The sequence below is a fragment of the Agrobacterium sp. LAD9 genome (genome assembly GCF_003031125.1).
Classification (GTDB): domain Bacteria; phylum Pseudomonadota; class Alphaproteobacteria; order Rhizobiales; family Rhizobiaceae; genus Agrobacterium; species Agrobacterium radiobacter.
The window spans coordinates 158,942-181,403 of the sequence record NZ_PHGS01000016.1; the positions used below are offsets into that span (position 1 = coordinate 158,942).

Sequence of the window (22,462 nt, forward strand, 5' to 3'; positions counted from 1 at the left end):
GCCACCCTGTGGCTGTTGTTCCGGGAGACCAATGCGGATCGCGGACATGGCACGGCAGGTTTTCTGGAAGGGTTATCTGAAGCTGTCACTGGTGACGGCCTCCGTCTCGCTGACGCCTGCGACGACCGAAGGCAACAAATACCGCTTCCACATCCTCAATCGCAAAACCGGCAATCGCGTCGAAAGCCGCTATGTCGACAGTGTCACCCACAGGCCGGTCGCCGCCAGGAACCAGGTGAAGGGTTTTCCGCGCGGCGAAGACGATTATGTGCTGCTGGAGGATGACGAGATCGACGCGGTGGCGCTGGAAAGCACCCGCACCATCGATATCAAGACCTTCGTGCCGAAAGGGTCGATCGACTGGATCTGGTACGACCGTCCGCATTTTCTGCGGCCGGAAGACAAGATCGGCACCGAAGCCTTCAGCGTCATTCGCGAAGCCATGAAGGCGAACGATGTTTTCGGCATTGCGCGTCTGGTGATCTACCGTCGTGAAAGGGCTGTGCTCCTCGAACCATCGGGAAAAGGCATCATCGTGTGGACGCTGCATTACGGCGAGGAGGTGCGCGAAAGCATCGACGCGCTGGAGCCGAAGATGAAAATCGACCGGCCGTTGCTGGACGCCATGGAAAAACGCATCGGCAAACAGGTCACGGGTTGGAAGCCAACTCTGGTGCAGGATCCCATTCAGAAAAAGATCAAGTCCCTGCTGAAGACCAAAGGCGAGGAGGCCTCCTCCTCGCCAAAGAAAACCGGCACGAAGGCCCGCACCGGCGGCAATGTCATCAACATCATGGATGCACTGAAGAAAAGCCTCGCTTCCGAAAAGAGAAGCTGAGGATCGGCGTCTTCACCGGGCCTTTTTCGGCAGCGGTTCGGCGGCGGTAAAAAATCCGTCCCACGGGTCTTTTTTCAACGCGGAAAGACGAGCCCCGATATTGTTGACGGTGAAATGAGCCGGGCCGATCTCGGCTGTCAGTTCCGACCATTCGAGCGGCGCTGAAATGGCGGCTCCCGGCCGGGCGCGTGTCGAATAGGCCGCAACCGCGGTATTGCCCCTGCCGTTGCGCAGATAGTCGATGAAAATGCGACCCTGACGTTTCGCCTTGGTGGCGACGGAGAGATATTTCTCCGGTTCGGCCTTCGACATATCAGCCGCCATGGCCTTGGCGAAGGCCTTGACCGGGGGCCAGCCCGCCTGCGGCTTCAGCGGTGCGACGACATGCAGGCCCTTGCCGCCCGAGGTCTTGACGAAAGCGGCAAGCCCGGCCTCTTCGAAACGCCGTTTCAGTTCCAGCGCCGCCTCGATCACCTCTTCCCATGCCACATCCTCGCCGGGGTCGATATCCATGGTGATCATGTCAGGCTTTTCCCAATTGGCGGTGGTCACGCCCCATGGGTGGATTTCAAGCGCGGCAGATTGCACGAGCGCCATCAGGCCATCAAAATCGGTGATGCGGATCAGCGGTTCACCGCCCTTGTCCTTGGGGTCTCTGATCTGCTCGACCGCCTTGTTGATGCCGCGCCAGGCATGTTTCTGGAAGAAACGCTGCCCTTCTATACCCTCCGGGCAGCGCAGCAGTGCTAGCGGCCGGTTGACGACAAAGGGCGCGATGTGCCGCCAGACCTGCGCATAATAATCGGCAAGCCCCTCCTTCGTCACGCCATCGTCCGGCCAGTACAGCCGGTCCGGATGGGTGAACTTGATCGTCGATTGCGGCGCCTTGGTGTCGGACACGGCCTTCTCCTCGCGTTCGATTTCTCCTGCGGGCTTGTCTTCGCGCAGCCCCCGGAAAGAGGCATGACGCAGATTGCCATCTCCAGACCATGCGCGAAACTCCACCTCCGCCACTAGTTCCGGCTTGACGAAATGAAGATCGCGTCGGGCAAGCGCGGTGAGTTTCTCACCGAACGGGCTTTCCTCGCGCTCAAGCGGCTTCAGCTGGCCAAGCAGCATCTCCGCCACTTCGCCCGTATAACCTGTCCCGACACGTCCAACATGGCGCAGCTTGCCATTTTCATAAACACCGAGCGCCAGCGATCCAATGGCGTGGTCCGATGTCGAGGAGACAGTATAACCACCGATAACGAATTCCTGTCGCATCGAGCATTTGGATTTTACCCATTCTCCCTTACGCCCGGAAACATATTTGCTGCTCTTGACCTTGGAAATGACACCCTCAAGACTGAGCCGACAGGCATGGTCGAGGACAAGCGCGCCACTTTCTTCAAAATGCTGGCTGTAACGGAGATAGGGATCGCCCGCCGGCAACAGCTTTTCGAGCAGCGCCTTTCGTTCGCTCAATGCCGCACCACGCAGATCGCTGCCATCGAGATAAAGAAGATCGAAGGCGTAAAACACGAAACGGTCGCTGCGTCCTTCGCTCAGATCCTGCTGCAAGGCGGAGAAATCGGAAGCCCCGCTATCGCGTTCCACGACGATTTCGCCGTCGATCAACACCGTTTCCACCGGCAACGCCTTGATAGCTCCTGTCACGGCCCCGCCGAATTTCTCCGTCCAGTCCAGCCCGCTGCGGGTCAGGAGCTGGAGCTTGCCCTGATCGACGCGCGCCTGCAGACGATAGCCGTCAAATTTGATTTCATGCAGCCAGCGATCTCCGTCGGGCGGTTTCGGCTTGAGCGTCGCGAGCGCCGGCGGCACAAAGGACGGCATAGTCTGTTTGCGCGCGCCTTTAGGCAGTGCATGCGCCTGTTTTTTGCCCGACGTCGAAACGGCGGCGTTTTTCGATACCGGCTTGGAATTCCAGGTATCTTTCGGTTTGGCCGCGACTTCCTCGACGCTGCGCCCGGTTTTCACCGATTCCGGCCGTTCCTCCAGAATATCCGCACCGCCTTTATGTCTGGCTTCCTCGTCGTCGCCCTTGATCAGCAGCCAGTTTTCCCGGCTTTCGCCCGGCTTTCCATGCATGCGCACCAGATGCCAGCGTCCTTTCAGCTTTTCGCCTTCCAGTTCAAATTCCAGATGACCTTTGCGATAACCTTTCCGAGCGTCACCGATCGGCTGCCAGATGCCGCGATCCCAGACAATCACGGTGCCGCCGCCATATTGTCCCTTGGGGATAACACCTTCAAAATCACCATAACTGAGCGGATGGTCCTCCACATGCACGGCAAGGCGTTTGTCCTCTGGATCGAGACTCGGGCCGCGCGTCACCGCCCAGCTTTTCAGCACCCCATCCATTTCCAGCCGAAAATCATAATGAAGACGGCGGGCATCGTGTTTCTGGATGACGAAGCTCGATCCCTGCTGTTCGATCTTCGCACCCTTGGGCTCCGGCGTCTTGTCGAAACTGCGCTTGGCGTTATAGGCCTGCAATCCCATGGATCAGCTCGCTTTCCGCGGCGCCTTGCGGCCTGCTGCCGTCGCCTTTTTCTTGCTGTCCGCTCCCGCCCCGGCGCTGCGGCGCAGGGCCTCCTTGAGATCGATGATATTGTCCTCCCGGCGCGGCGGCTGCTTGGCGATTTCCCGGCCTTCGATCTTGGCTTTCACCAGTTCGGCCAGCGCATCATTATAACGGTCGCTATAGTCTGCGGGATCAAACGTACCGGAGCGCTTTTCGATGATGTGACCGGCGAGCTCGAGCATTTCTTCATCGAACTCGATATCGGGGATCGACTTGAAGACGGATGTCTGCGAACGGACCTCGTAGCTGAAATTCAGCGTCGTCGCGACGAGAGCCTTGCCGCTCGGACGGATCAGCAGGACACGGTTGCGGCGGAAAAGCACCGCTTCGGCGAGAGCTGCGACATTCTCGTCGTCCATCGCTCTGGCAAGAAGCGTCAGCGCCTCTTCGCCACCCTCCCCGCCCGGCGCGAGATAATAGGACTTGTCGAAATAAAGCTTGTCGATCTCGTCACAGGGCAGGAAGTGACTGACACGAATGACCTTGTCGCTTTCCGGCATCAGCTTCGCGATCTCGTCGCCCTCGATGACGATATGATCGCCATTGTCGAGCTCGTATCCCTTGACCTGATCGTCACGAAGAACCGCATCGCCGGTATCACTATCAACATATTGCCGCTCGACGCGGTGACCGGTCTTGCGGTTGACGATATTGAACGCGATTTTTTCCGCCGAGGTCAGTGCGGAATAAAGGCCGATTTCGCAGTTGAAATCGGCAAAGGTCAGATGGCCTCTCCAGCTGGCTCTCCGGTTCATGTCCGTCGTCCCTCGTCATCGCTGCGGGAGGGCATTTCCCGGCGTCGGTCGCCGGCCAGAATGCGCTCGATGGCGGGTACATCCGCCTCCGCCAGAACCGGCACCGGGTCGGACGCCATGGCTTCCAGCACCTCCGGCGACAGCCCGCCATTGCGGATCACCCACTCCATCGCCTCGCGGGTCTGCCGCTCCGCTTTCAGCTGCGCATAAAGCGCCAGTATCAGCCGGTCGCGGACATCGAAGCTCTTCAAGCTACTGTCTGAACGTTCTGCCTGCCGTTTCATCTCGAAATCCTCAAAGGCCATCCGGCATTGGCGGGCATCGCCTCAGGCAATGCCCCTGCCGCCGGTGACGCCATAAACCTCGCCATTGATGAAGCTCGCATCCTGCGACGCCAGCAGCACGTAAACGGGCGCCAGTTCCACCGGCTGTCCCGGACGGCCGAAATCGCTGTCCTTGCCGAAATTCTTCACCTTCTCGTCCGGCTGGCCGCCGCTCGGCTGAAGCACCGTCCAGAGCGGCCCCGGCGCAACGGCATTTGCGCGCACGCCCTTTTCGATGAGCTGTTTGGCAAGCGCTTTCGTATAGGCGACGATACCGGCTTTGGTGGTGGCGTAGTCCAGCAGGATGGCGGAGGGCTCATAAGCCTGTATCGACGCCGTGGTAATCACCGACGACCCCGGCTTGAGATGGGGAACAGCCGCCTGCGCAATCCAGTGCAGGGCATAAAGATTGGTCTTCATGGTGCGGTCGAAATCGTCGGTCGACAGTTCTTCTATGTCTTCGCGATATTGCTGTCTCGCGGCGTTGATGACCAGAATATCCAGCCCGTCGAGATCGCCGGCCGCCTTCTCGACCAGTTCGCGGCACCATGCCTCATCGGTGATATCGCCGGGCAGCGCAACCGCCACGCGGCCCTCCGCCTCAATCAGCGCCACGACCTCCTCGGCGTCGGATTCCTCTTCCGGCAGATAGGAGATCGCCACATCCGCGCCTTCCCTCGCAAAGGCGATGGCGACCGCGCGGCCGATACCTGAATCGCCGCCGGTAATCAGCGCCTTGCGCCCGGCAAGCTTGCCGGTGCCCTTGTAGCTTTTTTCTCCATGATCAGGGAAAGGCGTCATATTCGTCACCAGACCCGGCATCTCCTGGGTCGGGGTCGAAAAGGGCGGGCGCGGATACTGGCTGCGCGGGTCCTGTGGCTCGAGGCGGTCTGTCATCGCGGTCTCTCCCGTCAATAGAAGTTCATCCGAGGCGCGTTCATGACAGGGGATCAAACCACTCCCGTCAGGCTGGTCGTCGGCACCGCCGGGGCAACCGCAGCATGGACGCGCCACACGCAAGCCTAACGATCTGCCGTCGCTCTCGTTCCATCCGATGTGGGAAAGGCGGAGGCGACGGCGTCCTGCACCGTCGCCTCATTTATCAAACGGAATGTTTCTTCCGCGTGGTGGTTCTTACGACCTGCGCGGGCGCGACATCCGGTTTGCCGAAGAGATAACCCTGCGCCTGCGCGCAGCCCTCGTCGACGACCATGCGATATTGCGCATCCGTTTCAATCCCCTCCGCCGTGACCGGCAGATCGAGGCTGCGGCCAAGGCCGATCACCGCGCGCACGATGGCGCGGGCATTGTCATCGTCGCTCATGGCGGCGATGAAACTGCGGTCGATCTTTATCTTGTCGAAGGGGAAGCTCTGCAGGTTGCTGAGCGAGGAATAACCCGTACCGAAATCATCCATGACGATGGCGACACCGAGCGCCTTCAACTGGTTGAGGATGATCAGCGTCGTCTTGCGATCTTTCAGAAGGGCAGCTTCCGTGATTTCGAGCTCCAGCCGGTTCGGCGAAAGCCCGGTCTGCATCAGGACGGTGCAGACGACATGCCCGAGATTGGCCAGCGAAAACTGCAACGGTGAGACATTCACCGCGACCTTCAGATGCGGCGCCCAGCCGGCCGCCTGACGGCAGGCCTCACGCAGCACCCATTCGCCGAGCGAGATGATGATCCCACTTTCCTCGGCAATCGGAATGAAGACATCCGGCGGCACCACGCCCCGTGTCGGGTGCTGCCAGCGCACCAGCGCCTCGTAGCCGACGACCTGGCCGCATTCGACTGACAGCACCGGCTGATAGTTCAGCAGCAGCTCGTTGCGATTGATGGCAAGCCGCAGATCCGTCTCGAGCTGGCGGCGTTCGCGCGCCTCCTGATCCATCACCGGGTCGTAGAAAGCCAATATGCCGCGTCCGCCCATCTTCGCGCGGTAAAGCGCCAGATCTGCGGCATGCATGATGCTTTCATGATCCCGGCCGTCCCGTGGGAAGACGGCGATGCCGATGCTGACGCCGACGGAGGTCGGATCGTTGGCGACATTCATCTTCAGTGCGAACATGCCAAGGATCGTCTCTGCCAGCAGGCGCGCCTCTTCCGCCCTGGTGTGCCGCGCGGTCAGGATGACGAACTCATCGCCACCGAGACGGGCCACCACATCGCCTGGCCTTGCACATTCATCGAGAATGGCGGCGACCTTTTTCAGGACGCGATCCCCTTCGGCATGGCCGAATATGTCGTTGACCGCCTTGAACCGGTCGAGATCGAGCGCCAGCAGCGCAAATTCGTCATCCTCGTCGCAATGCTCGATCTGCTGGTGAAGACGGGTCTGGAACATGGTGCGGTTGGAAAGGCCGGTCAGAACATCATGGCGGGCGAGATATTCGATTTCCCGCTGCGCTTCCCGCTTTTCCGTCAGGTCGCGAATGGCCATCACCTCACAGGGGCGGCCGCGATATTCGATCGTGCGTACGCTAAGTTCGAATATCTGCGCCTGCCCGGCACGCTCGCGCACCGCCTCCACCGGCGTATGGCGCGGCAGATAAGCGGGCTGCCCGTCGATCGCCTTGAAGAGATCATCGGGGTTCTGTCCGACCAGCGATGCTTCATCCCTGCCCAGAAGGCCGGCAAAACGGGTGTTCAGCTCCACGATCCGCCCATCGCGGACGACGGCGAGGCCATCAAGCGTCGCATCCACGAGCCCCTTGAGGTCGACAAGATAACGATCCACCAGGGCGGCAGCGGCGGTGGAGGACAGGATCAGGAACGTGACGCCGGAGATGGCGCAGATCATGATCAGCCGGGCGACATTGTCAGGATCAGGCCCGGATACGGACGGATCCGGCGAAAGCACCGTGGCCGACATGGTCGTGAAATGCAGCGCGCAGATCGCGAAAATCGCCGATGCGGCCGGCGCGGCGATGCGCTTCCAGGAACCGATGCCACGGAAAAGAAAAAAGGCCAGAAGGAAAGACACCCAGGCGACCGCAAAACCGCCCAGCACCGGTCCCCACCGGTAGCTGATCGTGGCGGCGACATCCATTCCCGCCATTCCGACGAAATGCATGACGGCAACCGACAGGGTAATGAGCGTGCCGACGATGACGGGGCTGTAAGCGGCCTGCGAGCGGGCGGTGAGCGCCAGCCAGAAACCGATAACGGCGAAAACCGCCGACAAAGCCGTGAAGGCGAAATCATAACCGATCGGAACCGCGCCCTTGTAGGCGAGCATGGCGACGAAATGCGTGGCCCAGACGCTCAGGCCTCCGGCAAAGGCGGCAACCAGCACCCAATAGGGCTTTCGGCCGGCCGGACTTTCCTCCGCACGCAACAGAAGGTGAAAAAAGGCAAACATGCCAAGCAGGCAGATAACAGCTGCGAGAAGAACGACCGCCCGGTCGTGCTGTATGGCAACGCATTCCAAAACCGTGAACATGCTGCACTCTCCCAGCCTCTGAAGAACCGCTCACGGTGGCACTATGGGAGTGCTTTATTTATAAATCTCTAATGCAACTATTGATAATTGTATCAATATTTTCTCGCGCAAAGGAAAAGAGTTCGGGCCGGCGTGCCAAGCTGTAACACTTTTGGCAAACCGACCCGAAAAAGTGATCGACCGAAGCTTTTACTTCCAGCTTCGATAATCTGCCGCGGTGCATCCGAAAGGCGCCGGGCCATCGGCGAAACGCTCCTGCAGACGGGCGCAACCCCACTCGTTCAGTGCTGCCGGCAGCATGTTGTTGATGTCCATTCCGGGCGAGTTGAATTGCGACGGAGCGCTTGTGACATACCACAGCCAGTAACCGAACACCGCAACGATGATGACGGCAACGATGGCAACGAAAGTGCCCAGTCTGCGCAGCAGACCCGGCCCTTTCTTCATCGCCGCGGCCTGGGCCGCGGCAGCCCCCTGTGTCTCATTCGCGACCATCGGGGCAAGCGATGCGAGAGCTTCCGCCCGCTCCTGCTCCGTAAGGTCGATCCGTTCCAGCTGATCGTCGAGCAGAACCGGTAACGCGCTGTTACTATGCAGGACCGCGAGCGCCACATCATGTTTACCAGTATGGCCGACGACAACGGGAATGCGACCCCGCTCCAGATGCGTAAAGGATTGCCGCTTGGTTTTATCGTCCCTTACAGTATCGGCATAAGTCACGAAGAGACGGCTGCGTTTTTCGGCAACGGCCGTCAGCGCGACCGGGATGACGGTCAAAGGCGCGGGCTTGCGCAGCTGCAGACGAACCCGCAGGACACGGACAAGTGTGAACAGCATCGCAAGACTGCCGAAACCGAGCAGGGCGACGAACACGCCGAGCGTGATGATACGGTTCCAGAGCATGTCGAGGCCCAGCGAAATCGTTGCGAGTTCCGGGTTCTTCGCGGAGATGACCAGCCCGGTTTCATAATCGCCGGAATGGAAATCGACGAACATGACCTCGACATCCTTCTTGTAGCTCACGCCCGCCTGTTCATAGGAAAGATCCGCCTCGCAGGTCGTGAAGATCGCCTTGCGCGTCTTGCAGCTGCCGTTGATATCGCCGTTTTCAATCTCCAGCGGGTCTTTGCTGATCTGATAGTCGCGCAATATGCCCGGGCCTTCGGCCACGAGCATGACGACCGTGATCACCAGAAGCACGGGAATGGAGAAATAATAGGCCGCCGGCACCGAAATGACGCCACGTTTGAGGCTCAGCGGCCGCGACGGAAGTTTTATCTGTGCAAGGTTCATGGTCGTCAACGCATTCTTCGGGAGGTGGGTGAGCGGAGTTCGCGACTCTCGCCCGACGGAAGGAATAGTCATCGGACGGTCTAATCCGATGAAGTCCTTGGGAAAACCCCTGAAATTGCGGGGATGACGCCGACAATCCACTGCCGCGGCCGGGCTCCGCGGTTGGCCACTGATAAAAAACGGGCGGTAAAACCGCCCGTCACAGGTTTTTCGGAGGCTGTGGTTTGCCCTTAGTCCTTCGTAACCTTTTCCAGCCGGGTCGTCTGGCTGGGGTGTCCCACGTAGTCCTTCACGCGCGCATTCAGCACGATCGGCTCGAATCTCTCGAACATCGGCAGCACCGCCGGCTTCTGGGCGACGAACATTTCCTGCATCTGGGTGTAGATTTCCCCGCGCTTCTTGGCATCAGGCTCCAGCGAGGCCTTTGCCGTGAGCGCGGTCAGTTCCGGAATGTCCCAGGCCGAGCGCCAGACGAAATTGCCGGCGTTGTTGGCGGCAAGCGAGTTGTCGGGATTGCTGGAAAACTGCTCCATCGAGCCCAGCACATTCGGCATGTAGGCGCCGGTCTGCGGAATGAGCAGGTCGAAATCCCGCGCGCGATGGGCGGCAATCACGTCCGAACCGTTACCCTGCTGGATATTGACCTTGATGCCGATCTCGCTGAGCGAGGCCTGGATCGCGGTGGCGAGGTCGATGCGCGGCGTCTGCGCGATCGTCTTCAGATTGAGCGTGAAGCCGTTCTCATAACCGGCCTCCTTGAGGAGAGCCTTCGCCTTCGGAACATCGAGCTTCCAGTCCGGGCTCGGAATGGCATATTCGAAGTTTTCCGGCACCGGCACCGTGCGCGCCCGGCCATAAGGACCCATGATGGTCTTTTCCATGCCCTTATAGTCGATGCCATAGGCAATCGCTTCGCGGACCTTGGGGTTGGACAAGGGCTCCTTGCCGGCATTCATGGACAGGACGTAGAAGCCGCCCGTCGGCACACGCTGAATCTGGAAACCTTCCTTGTTGTTGAAGATTGCAAGATCGGCAGCCGTCAGCGCACTGGCGATGTCGATATCGCCACGCTCCAGCATCAGGCGCTCCACCTGGCTTTCCGGCACATGGCGAACGATGACGCGGCGCATTTTCGGGCTGCCGGCCACATAATCCTTGTTGGCCTCGAGAATGATGATCTCATTCGGCGACCAGCGATTGAGCGTAAAGGGACCGGAACCGGCGGAATTGGTTCTCAGCCAGCCATTGCCCCAATCGTCATTGGTTTCATGCGACTTGAGTTCCTTGCTGTCGACAACGCTGGCGATGACCATGGCCAGACGGTAAAGAAGCAGTTCGGACGTCGTCTCACCGGAAAGATCGATGCGTACCGTTTTTTCATCCGGTGCGCTCACCAGCTTGTCGATATTGTCCGCGTTGTAACCCACGCGCTTGAGGTTGGCTGCGGCCGCCTGGTTCATCTTCAACAGGCGGCTGAGCGAATAGACGACGTCCGCCGAAGTTACCGGATTGCCCGAGGCGAAATTGGCCTCGCGCAGATGAAAGGTGATGCCCTTGTCATCTGTTTCCCAGCGTTCGGCAAGCTGTGGCGAAACCTTTCCAGAACCATCCACCGAAATCAGGCGGTCATAGAGGTTGGCCATGATTTCGTTGGCTTTTGCTTCGGTGGCCTGATGCGGATCAAGCGACAGCACCTGGGCCAGCGACGTTCCGATGACAAGCTGGTCATTGGGTGTTTTGGCCAGGGCTGGCGCGGCCTGCACCAGCATGGCCCCAAGGGCGGTGGTGAATGCGAGACGGATCAATGATTTTCTCATACCTGCTCCTCCTACAGATCGGTAATTCATGTTTGGGAAAAAGCCGCGACGCAGCGGGGCGTCGCGGGCCGGAATGGTCAAAGATGTTTGTTATCAAGCGCTTCGATCAAGGCGGCGATGTAGCCGTAGCAGAAGGCGAAAGCGACACCGACGGCATCGCGCCCGGCAATCGTCGGCACGTGGTCGGGCATGATCATGTAGCGATAGCCGAGTTCGTGATAGAGTTTCAGCGACCGCACCATGTCCATGTCGCCCTCATCGGGGAAGGTCTCCATGAAGGAGAGTTTACCGCCGCTGATATTGCGGAAATGGACGTTGAAAATCTTGTCGCGGCTGCCGAACCACCTGATGATGTCGTCGATCTCCTCGCGCGGATTGTCGAGCATCTCACCGATCGACCCCTGGCAGAAATTCAGGCCATGATAGGGGCTCTCGCGCATCTGCACGAATTTCTTCAGCCCTTCGACCGTGCCGAGTACGCGGGTGACGCCCCTGTAACCCGGAGGTGTATAGGGGTCATGCGGATGGCAGGCTAGGCGCACGCGGTTGCTTTCGGCCACCGGCACCACACGCTCGAGGAAATAATCGATGCGGTCCCAGTTCTCGTCTTCGGAAAGAACGCCAGCCAGGCCCGGCGCGGCATCATGATCCGCCTTGTCCCAGCGCCAGGCTTCATTGAGCGATCCGCCGCGGCCACGCTCCATTTCCGTGCGCGGAATGCCGATGAGGTTGAGATTGTATTTCGCGGCAGGGATTCCGGCCCTGGCGATATCTTCTATCATCTTGCAGACCGCATCGATCTGTCGGTCACGATCCGGCCCGGCCAGCAGGATATCGGGATACGACGCCTGTTCGATGGGCCGGGACGGCAGCGGCAATTGCACCATGTCGAGGACGAGACCAAAGCTCTCTACCTTGTCACGGTGGCGTTCAAAGTCCTCAAAAGTCCAGCTCGCGGGTTTTCCGGGCGGATCAGCGTTGATATTCTTGACGCCGAGCTGCGCCCAAACCCTGAAATCCTCGTCATCACGCGCAGCAACCTGGGTGCCGACATACATCGATTCTCTCCTCTCTCCATGCAAGTCATCATATGACATCGCATGAAATAAGATGAGTGTCGAGATGCTATTGCGCTTCCGATAGCAACCTGTATCGGCGCTGGCTCGCAAGCATATGTTCGCGCATGGCTTTTCGCGCTGCGTCGGGATCCTGTTCGACGATGGCGCGCAGGATTGCCTCGTGCTCGGCCTGTACTTTGCGAAGATAATTCGCGTCACCGGTTTCCGGCAGCGTCGGGAACTGCCCGCGCGGTATGGAGCGCGAACCGAACTGACGCAGCGCCTCCAGATAAAAGCGGTTGTTGGTGGCGATCGCGATGGCCGTGTGGAACTCGTAATCGGCATCGACGGTGGTTTCACCCGCATCGATGGCGCGGGCCATTTTCCGGTGCGCCGCAGAGATTGCCGCTTCCTGCTGGGCCGTACGGCGATAGGCGGCGATTGCCGCCGCCTCCCCTTCCGTCGCAAGCCGAAACTCCAGCATTTCCAGCGTTTCCGCGATGGTGCCGACCTCGGATTGCGTCAGTTTCACGCCGGCCCATTCACTGGCATTGCTGACGAAAACCCCTTTACCCTGGATCGGAACGACATAGCCGGCAGAGCGCAGATCCGCAATCGCCTCGCGAACCACTGTCCGACTCACGCCATAGCTGCGCTCCAGCTCCGGTTCCGTGGGAAGCTGATCACCGTTTTTCAGTTTTCCACTGCGAATTTCTGCGCTGAGATTATCGATGATCTGTTGTGCCCGCCTCTCCCGCGGCCTCACCCTGTCGCCCATCATGCCACTCTTCCCTCTTGCAGAATACGAATCCCTTCGCTACTCATATGATGACATGACAGCACGTCATATGTTTTCATGTTAACTCAGGGAGGAGTTGGGATGAAGTACCATCAAGAGTTTTTGCAATGGAGAATTGCGCGTCTGCGGCGAGCAGCGTGCAAAGGCTCCACCGCTGACGGCGTTCTCACAGGGAAGTACGGCCAGCAATGACGGAAATCTCACTGCGCGGGCTTGGACATCGTTTTCTGCAACTGATCGTCAGCCTCTTCATCTTGCTCTGCATCACCTTCATCATCGGCCGGGTCATGCCGACCGATCCGGTCGGGGCAATCGTCGGCGAACTTGCCGATCCCAAAGCCTATGAGGCCATGCGAGCACGGCTGGGGCTCGATCTGCCGCTTTACCAGCAGTTCTTCATCTACCTGCGCGGCCTGCTGCATGGTGATTTCGGCATTGCGATCCTGACCGGCAACCCGGTGACCCGCGATCTGGCGCAGGCGTTTCCCGCGACCTTCGAACTCGCCACGCTGGCGATCATCATCTCGACGGTCGTCGGTGTCCCACTCGGTCTTGCCGCCGCCCTCTTCCGCGATACCTTCATCGACAAGTTCGCGCGCGTTTTTGCGCTTGTCGGGCATTCGATACCGGTCTTCTGGTTCGGCATCGTCGGGCTGGTGATTTTCTACGCGAACCTCAACCTTGTCGCAGGCCCCGGCCGGGTCGACGTCTTTTACGAAGGCCTCGTGGAGCCGAAGACGGGATTGATGCTCATCGACACCCTCCTTGCGGGTGAGACGGAAATCTTCTGGAACGCGCTTGGACACATCATCCTGCCCGCCATCATCCTCGCCTATATGGCCATGGCCTATATCACCCGCATGACGAGGGCCTTCACCCTCGAACAGCTCAGCCAGGATTATGTCATCGCGGCACGGGCCAAGGGCGTCAGCCCCGCACGCACCATAACCCGTCATGTGCTGCCCAACATCGCCGTGCAGCTCATCACCGTTCTGGCGATTTCCTATGGCAACCTGCTGGAAGGCGCCGTGGTCACGGAGATCGTATTCTCCTGGCCCGGTATCGGCCAATACATGACGAATGCGCTGCTCATCGGCGACATGAATGCGATTCTGGCCGCCACGATCGTTATCGGCTTCATATTCATGCTGCTCAACTTCCTCGCCGATCTGGCCTATACCACGCTTGATCCCCGTACACGGGAGGCCGCACGATGACCGATATCGCGCATAACAATACTGTTGATCGACCCAGCGCCCTGTCGCGCCTATCGACCACCACCATGCGGACGCTTCGAAAGCTCGCAGACGAACCGCTTGGAATGTTCGGCTTCGCCATTCTGGCCATTCTGGTTGTCGTCGCCATTTTCGCCCCGCTCATCGCGCCTTACGATCCTGCCCGTCAGGCGCTCGAAAACGCGCTCCAGCCTCCCAGCTGGGCGCATCTGGCCGGAACCGACGAATTCGGCCGCGACATTTTCAGCAGGCTTGTCTACGGCACCCGCATCACCATCCAGACGGTTTTGTCGGTCTCGATCATCGTTGGTCCGATCGGCCTTGCCATTGGCGTGATGGCCGGTTTCTTCGGTGGCAGAACCGACGCGATCCTGATGCGCGCGACCGATATCGTCCTGTCCTTCCCGTCGCTCGTGCTGGCATTGGCCTTTGCAGCCGCCATGGGCGCCGGTCTCGGCACGGCGATCATCGCAATCTCTCTGACGGCATGGCCGCCGATTGCGCGTCTTGCCCGTGCGGAAGCGCTTGTGGTGCGCAATACCGATTACGTCGCCGCCGCCCGTCTCTATGGCGCCTCGCCGCTGCGCATCCTGTTTCTATACATCGCGCCGATGTGCATTCCCTCGGTCATCGTTCGCCTGACATTGAACATGGCCGGCATCATCCTGACCGCCGCTTCACTCGGCTTCCTTGGTCTAGGAGCGCAGCCGCCGCTGCCGGAATGGGGTGCAATGATCTCCAGCGGCCGCAAGTTCATGCTCGATTACTGGTGGGTCGCCGTCATGCCCGGCATCGCCATCCTGCTGACGAGCCTTGCCTTCAACATCGCCGGCGATACGCTGCGCGACCTCCTGGATCCGCGCCATGCCCGTTCCTGATAGCTCCCCCATTCTTTCGGTCCGCGACCTCAATGTCCGTTTCGGCCGCAACACCATTCCGGCCGTGTCCAACGTCAATTTCGACGTCGGGCGCGAAAGGGTCGGCATCGTCGGTGAATCCGGCTCCGGAAAATCCACCACCGGCCGTGCCGCCATGCGGCTCCTGCCGAAAAGCGCTACCGTGACGGCGGAGCGGATGGACTTTCTCTCCGAACCGCTGCTCACAAAATCCGAACGCCAGATGGGCGCGATCCGCGGCAGCGAGATGGCGCTGATCATGCAGGATCCGCGTTATTCGCTGAACCCGGTGCTGCCCATCGGAAAGCAGGTGGCGGAAGCAGCCGAGCTGCATCTGGCGCTGACCGGCAAGGCGGCGAGAGGTGCCGCCCGCGACATGTTGCTGCGCGTGCGCATCAACGATCCCGACCGCGTGATGGCGCTTTATCCGCACCAGATATCGGGCGGCATGGGCCAGCGCGTGATGATCGCCATGATGCTGCTCGCCAAGCCGAAGCTGGTCATTGCCGACGAACCGACTTCGGCCCTCGATGTCAGCGTGCGCAAGGATGTGCTTTTGCTTCTGGACGAGATGGTGCGCGAGAATAATTCCGGCCTGATCCTCATCAGCCATGACATCCGCATGGTCGCGGCCTTCTGCGAACGCGTGCTGGTCATGTATGGCGGGCGCGTCGTGGAAACGCTGACAAAGCTGGAGGATGCGCAGCATCCCTATACGCGCGGCCTGATCGCGGCGATGCCCGATCCCCGCAATCCGGTGCGGCGTCTCAAAGTGCTGGATCGTCAGGCAATCGATGCGGAGGTGATGCGATGATCACGGTAGACAAGCTCGACGTCGTCTACGGCGAAAAGGAAAAGCGCAATCACGTCGTGCGCGGCGTCAGCCTCACGGTCAACAAAGGCGAAACCCTTGGCATCGTCGGCGAGAGCGGTTGCGGCAAGTCGACCTTGCTGCGGTCGCTAGCGGGGCTGGAAGCCGGCTGGACCGGCTCGATCAGCTTTAACGGCAAACCGGTCGGCAAGACCCGCAGCCGCGACGAACTGAAACTGGCCCAGATGGTATTTCAGGACCCCTACGGTTCGCTGCACCCACGCCACCGCATCGGCCGGGCGCTCGCCGAACCGATCCGCGCGATGGCGCTTGGGGATGGCTGGTCGAAGGTTCCTGCCGCCCTGCAGCAGGTGGGCTTGCCCGCACATTTCGCCGAGCGCTTCCCGCATGAACTTTCCGGCGGCCAGCGCCAGCGCGTGGCAATTGCCCGCGCGCTGATCCTCGAGCCGCCGATCCTGCTGCTCGATGAGCCGACATCCGCGCTCGACGTCTCCATCCAGGCCGAAATCCTGAACCTGCTTGCCGACCAGCGCGAAGAACGCGACCTGACCTTTGTTCTCGTCAGTCACGACCTCGCGGTGATCGCCCATATGTGCGATCGCGTGCTGGTCATGCAGAACGGCGTTTTTGTCGATGAGTTGACCAAGGCCGATCTTGAAGCGGGCGTTACCCATTCGGCCTATTCAGGCGAGCTGTTCGAAAGCAGTTTTCTCTGAAATCCTCCGTCGCGACATGGTCGGCAATAGCCTGAACCGCGACGGGGCTCCGTTCAGACGGACATCGGGTCCGCGGCTCGTGCCAGCCGCGGGCGCGATAATCAGTTCAGCCGATCTCCGTTTTCATCCGAAAACAGATGGATGCAGTCGAGCGCTGGCGAGACCCTTATCTCGTCGCCGACTGCCTGCCCTATGCGTTCCCGAAAGACGCCTAGCACCCTTGAACCGCCGAGTTTCATGGTGACCTGCGTTTCCGATCCCAGCGGTTCGACGAGCATTATCTCCGCCGGTACGCCGGACGCATCGAGTGAGAAGTGCTCCGGGCGGATGCCATAGACGGCCCCTCTTCCCGCCAGACCGGCCGCAGCAGCCGGCAGGGGCAAGACCACACCCCCGGTTTCAAAACCGCCTGCCGATATCGTCCCGGACAGAAAATTCATCGATGGTGATCCGATGAAGCCGGCGACGAACTGATTTGCCGGGCGGTCGTAAAGTTCGAGCGGCGTGCCGACCTGCTCGACCCTGCCGCCGTTCAGGACCACGACCCTGTCCGCCATCGTCATCGCCTCCACCTGGTCATGCGTCACATAGATCGTGGTGGTCTTGAGCTTCTGGTGCAGCGCCTTGATCTCGCCACGCATGACGACGCGCAGTTTCGCATCGAGATTGGACAGGGGTTCGTCGAACAGGAACACCTGCGGATTGCGAACAATGGCGCGGCCCATCGCAACACGCTGGCGCTGGCCGCCGGAAAGCTGGCGCGGATAACGGTCGAGCAGCTGTGTGAGGCCGAGAATATCCGCTGCCCAGTTCACCTTTTCAGCGATTTCCTGCTTGTTTGAACCACGATGCTCCAGCGAAAAGCCCATGTTGCTGGCGACCGTCATATGCGGATAAAGCGCATAGGACTGGAACACCATGGCGATATCGCGGTCCTTCGGGTCGAGATCGTTGACGATCCGCTCGCCGATCCTGAGTTCGCCGCCGGTAATCGTTTCAAGACCGGCTATCATCCGCAGCAATGTGGACTTGCCGCAGCCGGAGGGCCCGACAAGGACGACAAATTCGCCATCCCTGATGTCGAGATCGACACCGTGAATGGTTTTCACCGCGCCATAGCTTTTGCGGATGTCGGACAGGGTAACGTTAGCCATCGATCGATTCCGGTTCTTCAGCCCTTGAGGCCGGTATGGGCGAGGCCTTCGACGAACTGCTTCTGGGCAATCACGAAGACGATGAGCACGGGCAGCGCGGTGAGCGTCGCTGCGGCAAGCTGGATGTTCCACATCGGCCCGCCATAGGCGTCGGTATATTGGGTCAGCGCCTGCGGCAGCGTGAACATTTCGGCGCTGGAAAGAAAGACGATCGGCTCGAGGAACAGGTTCCAGGAATGCAGGAAGGTGAAGATCGCGACCGACGCCAGCGCCGGTTTTGCCAGCGGCAGTGCGATCTTGCGGAAAATCTTGAAACGCCCGAGACCATCGACACGCGCCGCCTCCTCAAGCTCGCCCGGCAGCGTCACGAAAAACTGCCGCATGACGAAGGTAGCGAACACACTTGGCGCGCCGAAAATGGGGACAAGGATCAGCGGCCAGTGAGTGTTGACCATGCCGGCTTTGAGGAACATCTGGAACAGCGGCACGATCGTCACTTCCGAGGGGATCAGGAGGCCAAGCAGCACGATCATGAAGATCAGATTGGCACCCGGAAACCGGATACGTGCGAAGGCATATCCTGCCATGGAGGAGACAATCATCGTGCCAATCGTCACGACAGCAGCAATATAGGCGGAGTTCCAATATTGCCGCACGAAGGGCTGCAACTCGAATACCTTCGAATAGGTCGTCCAATCCTGGTTTTGGGGAAAGAACTGCGGCGGGAAGGCGAAGATGTCGCTGATCGGCTTGATCGATGATGTCACCATCCACCAGGTCGGGAAAACGAACGGGATCAACAGCACACACAACAGCCCGTAAAGCGCCACCTGCATACGGGGGGAAAGGTCAGCTTTCATAAAAGACGATCCTCTTGCGCATCTGCCACTGGGCGAAGGTCAACACGGCGACGATCAGGAACAGCAGGATGGAAAGCGTCGAGCCATAACCGAAGAAATGGAACTGGAAGGCCTGCTGATAGAGGTAATAAACCAGCACCGTGGTCGAGAGACCCGGGCCGCCCTGGGTGAGAACCGCAATCTGCGCAAAAACCTGCAGCGAGCCGACGATGGTGATGATCGAGGTCAACAGGATAGTCGGGCTGATCAGCGGCAGGGTAATGCGACGGAACTGCTTGAAGGCGGGCGCACCGTCGATGCGGGCCGCCTGGTAGAGTTCCTTCGGCACGCCCTGGAGCGCCGCCAGAAACAGGATCATGTTGAGCCCGACATTCTTGAAGACCTGCACGACGATGACAGAAATCATCGCTGTCGTCTCCTCGCGCAGCCAGTTGGGCCCCTCGATGCCGATCATCAGCAACATGCCGTTGATGCCGCCGTTCTTCTGCAACAGAAAACCCCAGACAATCGTCCAGGCGACCAGCGAAACGACCACCGGCGAGAAGAACAGGGTTCTGAAGATCGCAATACCGGCAAGTTTCTGGTTGAGCAGCACGGCGAGCAGCAGCGCCAGCGACAGGTTGAACACGACCAGCCCGGCCGAGAAGATCGCGGTCGCGCCCAGCACCTCACGAAGATTGCCGTCTTCCATCAACATCCGGTAGTTCTGCGTACCGGTATAGGTGAAGGTATTGGCGAGCACATTCCACTCATGCAGCGAATACCAGAACACCAGCCCGAGCGGGATCAGCACGAAGATGACGATCCCGCTCAGTTGCGGGGCGATGAACAGAAAGCCTGCGAGGCTGTCGCGCCGCGCGATGGTCCAGAACGCCGATACCGGGCGACCTGGACGACGGGTAACTTCCTGCGCGACAGCCATGGCTTTCTCCTCAGCGCTTCAGAAGCGGCCCGATCTGGCCGCAGATTTTTTGAAGCGCGCCCGCGACATCGGCCTCCGGCCGCCAGACGGCGTCGAGGTTCGAGCGCACGATCTGCTGGATCTGGGCAAAACCGGTATGGCCGGGCATGACCTTGCCGGTGGCGATGCCTGATATGACGACCTTTTCGATCTGCTCCTGGCTGAGCAGCGGATTGGTCTTTTTCAACACCTCCGCATTCAGCAGCGACTTGCGCGCCGAGGGAAAGAACTGGCTGAGCTTGGCGGAATTTTCCGGATTGGTCATGTAGGCGACGAACTCGGCTGCAGTCTCGGCATTCTTGCCGGACTGCATGACGCCGATGCCCGCCTGGCCGATCAAGGCATATTCGCCAGCCGGCCCCTTGGGCAGCGGCACGAGGTCCCAGCCGAAAGGCTTGTCCTTCGGCAGAAGCGAGGCACGGCTGATCTGGGTTATGGTCATGGCCGCATTACCGGCAAAGAAATCGACCGTCTCGCCCGGACCGGGCATGGCCTTCTTCTCGAAGATGGCGTCGTGGATGAACGAGACGGCATCCGCCATCGGCTTTTCCGCCATGGTGCAGGTTGCACCGTCAGCACTCCAGGGGGAAGCACCCCAGCCGTTCCACACCGAGGTGAGATATTGCCAGCTCTGGTAATTGAAATCGCGGACGACAAGCCCGCCCTTGCCGGCTTTTGCGACGGCAGAGGCCGTGGCGATGGCGTTCTCCCATGTCCATTCGCCGGCAGCGATCATGTCCGCCGGCGTCTTGGCGCCTGCGGCCTTGATGAGATCATTGTTGACGAAGACGGCAAAGGGTGAGGTCGAGAACGGATAGGCAAAGAGCTTGCCATCCTGCGACCAGCGTTCCGTGGCGCCGGCGCTGACTTCCTCGAGATTATAGCCCGGCGCGGCCTTCAGCGTATCGGTGAGCGGGTAGAGCGCACCGGATTTGACGAAATCATAGGCCGAGGTCTCGAAAATCCAGGCCATGTCAGGCGCATTGCCGCCCGCAATCTGGGTCGTGAGCGCAGTCGTATAGGTGTCAAAAGGCAGGGACTCATAGGTCACGCTGACGTTTGGATGATCCTTCTTGAAGCCCGCCGCGATGTCGTTGAACAGCTTCAGATGCGCCTCGTTGGCGCTCCAGATTGTCATGCGCAGCTTGATCGCATCCTGCGCCGCTGCGGCTCCTGCGAGCGCAAACGAGCCGATGAGGGCCAGCGCGCAGGCGGTGGATTGCATTTTCCAATGATTGTTCATTCCCAGTCCTCCTCCAAAGATGGGTTCGATCGAACGGCAGTCCGCCGTCCTAATAGGCCGCTATGTCCGGCCAGCGTATTTCGATGCCTTCGCGGGTCAGCGCCGTCTGGAAGGCATGAAGATGGTCATCGTCTTCCTGCACCTGATGCGGTGTGAGACCTTTTTCCAGGCAGTGGGCCGCAAGCATTCCAGCCACTTCGCCGATATTCCATTCGACCGGATGCAGGCGGTAGCAACCGTTGGTGATATGCGTCGTGCCGATATTCTTGCCGGCCGGAATGAGGTTCTTCACGCGTTCAGGGATCAGCGCGCCGAGCGGAATCTCGAAGGGGCAGGAAGGCACGTCAATGTAATTGTCGCCGCCGGTCGATGGATGCAGATCGATGCGATACATGCCGATACCGATGCTGTCGCGATATCGCACCGCGCCTTTGTCACCGCGAACCGTGTAGGAAAGGCCCTGCTCGACGATGCGCGTGACCGGCTTGATGCGGCGGCTTTCACGAATATAGGGCGCCATGGCGAGGCCATGTTCGGTGCCGGTGATATCGCCGCGCAGCCGCAGCCCGCGGAAACCCTGCCCGCCATCAAGACGCGGCGCTTCCGTCTGCAGCCAGTAGAAGACCGAATAGGAAAGGTCCGCCGCCGCCTTCAGATGCCGCGCCTTTTCCTCTTCCGACACATCGATAATCGTGCCGTCCATATAGTCGATCATCGGCCAGTTCACGAGGCAGATGTCGGACTTGTAGAAACCGGGCGTAAAGTTCTTCCGCGCCGCGATACGGCGGAAAATCCAGAGGTTTTCATCGCCGCCGCCCTTGCGCTGGTCGGCATCGACCAGCAGCGGATCGTCATCGGGATTTGGCGTGAAGGATCGGGTGGTATGATCAAGCGTGCGCGGATGCGGCGCGGTGAAGCCGAGGAGCGGCCCGCCCCAGAAGTGCGGCTGGTAAGAGCGCCAGTAATCGTAATTGTCAGGCTTGTCGATCGTCTGGTCACCGTCGACATGGTCGATGGCAAAGCAGATCGATACGGCCTGCACATTGTCCGGCTGGACTTCAGCCGGCGCACTTGGTTCACCCGTGTCCGACTGCGCCTCGAAACCCTTGGCATATTCCGTGCCCGTCATCGGCAAGAGATCGCCGAGTTCGGTGGCATCGAGGATGTAATCGGCGGAAATGACGATTTCAGCGCCGCTGTCGCGATGGCGGACGGTTACTGAGCGAACCCTGTCGCCCTCGACATCGGCCGCGACCGGACGCCAGGGCTTGAGCACCGTCAGGCGGCCGGCGCCGATATAGGGCATCAGCATGCTTTCCATGACCGCGAGGCTGACACGCGGCTCGGCGCAGATGCGGCTCACCCATCCGCCACCCGGATTGAGATCGCCCCAGGCCCGTGCGCCTTCCGTCAGCGGATAATGGACACGATAATATTGCCGCACACCGTTGCGCAACGCCCGGTAAGAGCGGGTGATGCCGAATTGCTCGACCCATGTATGCTCGTCCGACGGAACGGCCTGACTGGTCAATTGCCCGCCGATCCAGTCATATTCCTCGGTCATGATAACGCGCTTTCCGGCCCGTGCGGCAGCCAGTGCCGCCGCCACGCCGCCAAGGCCGCCACCGACCACGAGAATATCTGCTTGCATGT

At 60.1% G+C, this 22,462-nt stretch carries 19 protein-coding genes; 5 read left to right on the forward strand and 14 right to left on the reverse strand.

Features of this window, described 5'->3' with window-relative positions; genetic code table 11:
• Positions 1-46: 46 nt before the first annotated feature.
• On the forward strand, positions 47-838 hold the full coding sequence (locus DA915_RS18070) for a Ku protein (RefSeq protein WP_192886591.1): 792 nt from the start codon (positions 47-49) through the stop codon (positions 836-838).
• 12 nt (positions 839-850) lie between these two features.
• On the opposite strand, the gene ligD is transcribed toward DA915_RS18070, so the two are convergent.
• The 9 genes from ligD to DA915_RS18115 form a co-directional block, all read right to left on the reverse strand.
• On the reverse strand, positions 851-3,343 hold the full coding sequence (gene ligD, locus DA915_RS18075) for a DNA ligase D (protein ID WP_107676817.1): 2,493 nt from the start codon (positions 3,341-3,343) through the stop codon (positions 851-853).
• A gap of 3 nt (positions 3,344-3,346) precedes the next feature.
• Positions 3,347-4,180: a Ku protein gene (locus tag DA915_RS18080; RefSeq protein ID WP_107676818.1), complete on the reverse strand. Its 834-nt coding sequence runs from the start codon at positions 4,178-4,180 to the stop codon at positions 3,347-3,349.
• Complete coding sequence (locus DA915_RS18085) at positions 4,177-4,464, reverse strand: hypothetical protein (RefSeq protein WP_003505599.1); 288 nt, start codon at positions 4,462-4,464, stop codon at positions 4,177-4,179. Before DA915_RS18085 ends, DA915_RS18080 begins: the two co-directional genes overlap by 4 nt.
• Positions 4,465-4,506: 42 nt before the next feature.
• Complete coding sequence (locus DA915_RS18090; RefSeq protein ID WP_107676819.1) at positions 4,507-5,400, reverse strand: SDR family oxidoreductase; 894 nt, start codon at positions 5,398-5,400, stop codon at positions 4,507-4,509.
• A 205-nt stretch (positions 5,401-5,605) separates the two neighbouring features.
• On the reverse strand, positions 5,606-7,945 hold the full coding sequence (locus DA915_RS18095; protein WP_087746948.1) for an EAL domain-containing protein: 2,340 nt from the start codon (positions 7,943-7,945) through the stop codon (positions 5,606-5,608).
• 189 nt (positions 7,946-8,134) lie between these two features.
• The gene (locus DA915_RS18100) at positions 8,135-9,238 is read right to left on the reverse strand and encodes a hypothetical protein (RefSeq protein ID WP_107676820.1); all 1,104 of its coding nucleotides are present in this window, start codon (positions 9,236-9,238) and stop codon (positions 8,135-8,137) included.
• 230 nt (positions 9,239-9,468) lie between these two features.
• Entirely contained in the window at positions 9,469-11,055 is a 1,587-nt protein-coding gene (locus DA915_RS18105) for an ABC transporter substrate-binding protein (RefSeq protein WP_003505595.1), read from the reverse strand.
• Between the two features lie 77 nt (positions 11,056-11,132).
• Positions 11,133-12,113 carry a mannonate dehydratase gene (locus DA915_RS18110; protein WP_107676821.1) on the reverse strand — a complete coding sequence of 327 codons (981 nt, stop codon included), beginning with the start codon at positions 12,111-12,113 and terminating at the stop codon, positions 11,133-11,135.
• A 67-nt stretch (positions 12,114-12,180) separates the two neighbouring features.
• On the reverse strand, positions 12,181-12,894 hold the full coding sequence (locus DA915_RS18115) for a FadR/GntR family transcriptional regulator (RefSeq protein WP_003505593.1): 714 nt from the start codon (positions 12,892-12,894) through the stop codon (positions 12,181-12,183).
• A gap of 206 nt (positions 12,895-13,100) precedes the next feature.
• Here DA915_RS18115 and DA915_RS18120 point away from each other — a divergent pair, with 206 nt between their 5' ends.
• The 4 genes from DA915_RS18120 to DA915_RS18135 are packed head-to-tail and all read left to right on the forward strand — an operon-like array spanning position 13,101 to position 16,591.
• A complete protein-coding gene (locus DA915_RS18120) occupies positions 13,101-14,129 on the forward strand; it encodes an ABC transporter permease (protein WP_060727246.1) in 1,029 nt (342 codons plus the stop codon).
• Complete coding sequence (locus DA915_RS18125; protein ID WP_020009778.1) at positions 14,126-15,025, forward strand: ABC transporter permease; 900 nt, start codon at positions 14,126-14,128, stop codon at positions 15,023-15,025. The genes DA915_RS18120 and DA915_RS18125 overlap by 4 nt, the downstream gene beginning before the upstream one ends.
• Complete coding sequence (locus DA915_RS18130) at positions 15,012-15,857, forward strand: ABC transporter ATP-binding protein (protein WP_087746941.1); 846 nt, start codon at positions 15,012-15,014, stop codon at positions 15,855-15,857. The genes DA915_RS18125 and DA915_RS18130 overlap by 14 nt, the downstream gene beginning before the upstream one ends.
• Positions 15,854-16,591, forward strand: coding sequence for an ABC transporter ATP-binding protein (locus DA915_RS18135; RefSeq protein WP_107676822.1), 738 nt, complete (start codon positions 15,854-15,856; stop codon positions 16,589-16,591). The genes DA915_RS18130 and DA915_RS18135 overlap by 4 nt, the downstream gene beginning before the upstream one ends.
• 101 nt (positions 16,592-16,692) lie before the next feature.
• Here the strand turns inward: DA915_RS18135 and DA915_RS18140 are convergent, their stop codons facing one another.
• From DA915_RS18140 to DA915_RS18160, 5 genes are read right to left on the reverse strand one after another with little or no spacing between them, the layout of a single operon-like run.
• Complete coding sequence (locus DA915_RS18140; protein WP_107676823.1) at positions 16,693-17,745, reverse strand: ABC transporter ATP-binding protein; 1,053 nt, start codon at positions 17,743-17,745, stop codon at positions 16,693-16,695.
• A 17-nt stretch (positions 17,746-17,762) separates the two neighbouring features.
• Positions 17,763-18,605 (reverse strand): carbohydrate ABC transporter permease, encoded by an 843-nt coding sequence (locus DA915_RS18145; protein WP_087746935.1) that lies wholly within the window; start codon positions 18,603-18,605, stop codon positions 17,763-17,765.
• Entirely contained in the window at positions 18,595-19,527 is a 933-nt protein-coding gene (locus tag DA915_RS18150) for a carbohydrate ABC transporter permease (RefSeq protein ID WP_107676824.1), read from the reverse strand. Before DA915_RS18150 ends, DA915_RS18145 begins: the two co-directional genes overlap by 11 nt.
• 10 nt (positions 19,528-19,537) lie before the next feature.
• Positions 19,538-20,809 carry a sugar ABC transporter substrate-binding protein gene (locus DA915_RS18155; RefSeq protein ID WP_020009773.1) on the reverse strand — a complete coding sequence of 424 codons (1,272 nt, stop codon included), beginning with the start codon at positions 20,807-20,809 and terminating at the stop codon, positions 19,538-19,540.
• A 49-nt stretch (positions 20,810-20,858) separates the two neighbouring features.
• Positions 20,859-22,460, reverse strand: coding sequence for an FAD-dependent oxidoreductase (locus tag DA915_RS18160; RefSeq protein WP_107676825.1), 1,602 nt, complete (start codon positions 22,458-22,460; stop codon positions 20,859-20,861).
• Positions 22,461-22,462: the final 2 nt, after the last annotated feature.

What these genes read in the sequence shown, in the direction of transcription:
- DA915_RS18125 (WP_020009778.1), top strand. Translation starts at nt 14,126, where the DNA reads ATGACCGATATCGCGCATAACAATACTGTTGATCGACCCAGCGCCCTG.
- DA915_RS18120 (WP_060727246.1), top strand. Translation starts at nt 13,101, where the DNA reads ATGACGGAAATCTCACTGCGCGGGCTTGGACATCGTTTTCTGCAACTG.
- ligD (WP_107676817.1), bottom strand. Translation starts at nt 3,343, where the DNA reads ATGGGATTGCAGGCCTATAACGCCAAGCGCAGTTTCGACAAGACGCCG.
- DA915_RS18100 (WP_107676820.1), bottom strand. Translation starts at nt 9,238, where the DNA reads ATGAACCTTGCACAGATAAAACTTCCGTCGCGGCCGCTGAGCCTCAAA.
- DA915_RS18130 (WP_087746941.1), top strand. Translation starts at nt 15,012, where the DNA reads ATGCCCGTTCCTGATAGCTCCCCCATTCTTTCGGTCCGCGACCTCAAT.
- DA915_RS18155 (WP_020009773.1), bottom strand. Translation starts at nt 20,809, where the DNA reads ATGAACAATCATTGGAAAATGCAATCCACCGCCTGCGCGCTGGCCCTC.
- DA915_RS18095 (WP_087746948.1), bottom strand. Translation starts at nt 7,945, where the DNA reads ATGTTCACGGTTTTGGAATGCGTTGCCATACAGCACGACCGGGCGGTC.
- DA915_RS18145 (WP_087746935.1), bottom strand. Translation starts at nt 18,605, where the DNA reads ATGAAAGCTGACCTTTCCCCCCGTATGCAGGTGGCGCTTTACGGGCTG.
- DA915_RS18160 (WP_107676825.1), bottom strand. Translation starts at nt 22,460, where the DNA reads ATGCAAGCAGATATTCTCGTGGTCGGTGGCGGCCTTGGCGGCGTGGCG.
- DA915_RS18105 (WP_003505595.1), bottom strand. Translation starts at nt 11,055, where the DNA reads ATGAGAAAATCATTGATCCGTCTCGCATTCACCACCGCCCTTGGGGCC.
- DA915_RS18140 (WP_107676823.1), bottom strand. Translation starts at nt 17,745, where the DNA reads ATGGCTAACGTTACCCTGTCCGACATCCGCAAAAGCTATGGCGCGGTG.
- DA915_RS18080 (WP_107676818.1), bottom strand. Translation starts at nt 4,180, where the DNA reads ATGAACCGGAGAGCCAGCTGGAGAGGCCATCTGACCTTTGCCGATTTC.
- DA915_RS18090 (WP_107676819.1), bottom strand. Translation starts at nt 5,400, where the DNA reads ATGACAGACCGCCTCGAGCCACAGGACCCGCGCAGCCAGTATCCGCGC.
- DA915_RS18085 (WP_003505599.1), bottom strand. Translation starts at nt 4,464, where the DNA reads ATGAAACGGCAGGCAGAACGTTCAGACAGTAGCTTGAAGAGCTTCGAT.
- DA915_RS18115 (WP_003505593.1), bottom strand. Translation starts at nt 12,894, where the DNA reads ATGATGGGCGACAGGGTGAGGCCGCGGGAGAGGCGGGCACAACAGATC.
- DA915_RS18110 (WP_107676821.1), bottom strand. Translation starts at nt 12,113, where the DNA reads ATGTATGTCGGCACCCAGGTTGCTGCGCGTGATGACGAGGATTTCAGG.
- DA915_RS18150 (WP_107676824.1), bottom strand. Translation starts at nt 19,527, where the DNA reads ATGGCTGTCGCGCAGGAAGTTACCCGTCGTCCAGGTCGCCCGGTATCG.
- DA915_RS18135 (WP_107676822.1), top strand. Translation starts at nt 15,854, where the DNA reads ATGATCACGGTAGACAAGCTCGACGTCGTCTACGGCGAAAAGGAAAAG.
- DA915_RS18070 (WP_192886591.1), top strand. Translation starts at nt 47, where the DNA reads ATGGCACGGCAGGTTTTCTGGAAGGGTTATCTGAAGCTGTCACTGGTG.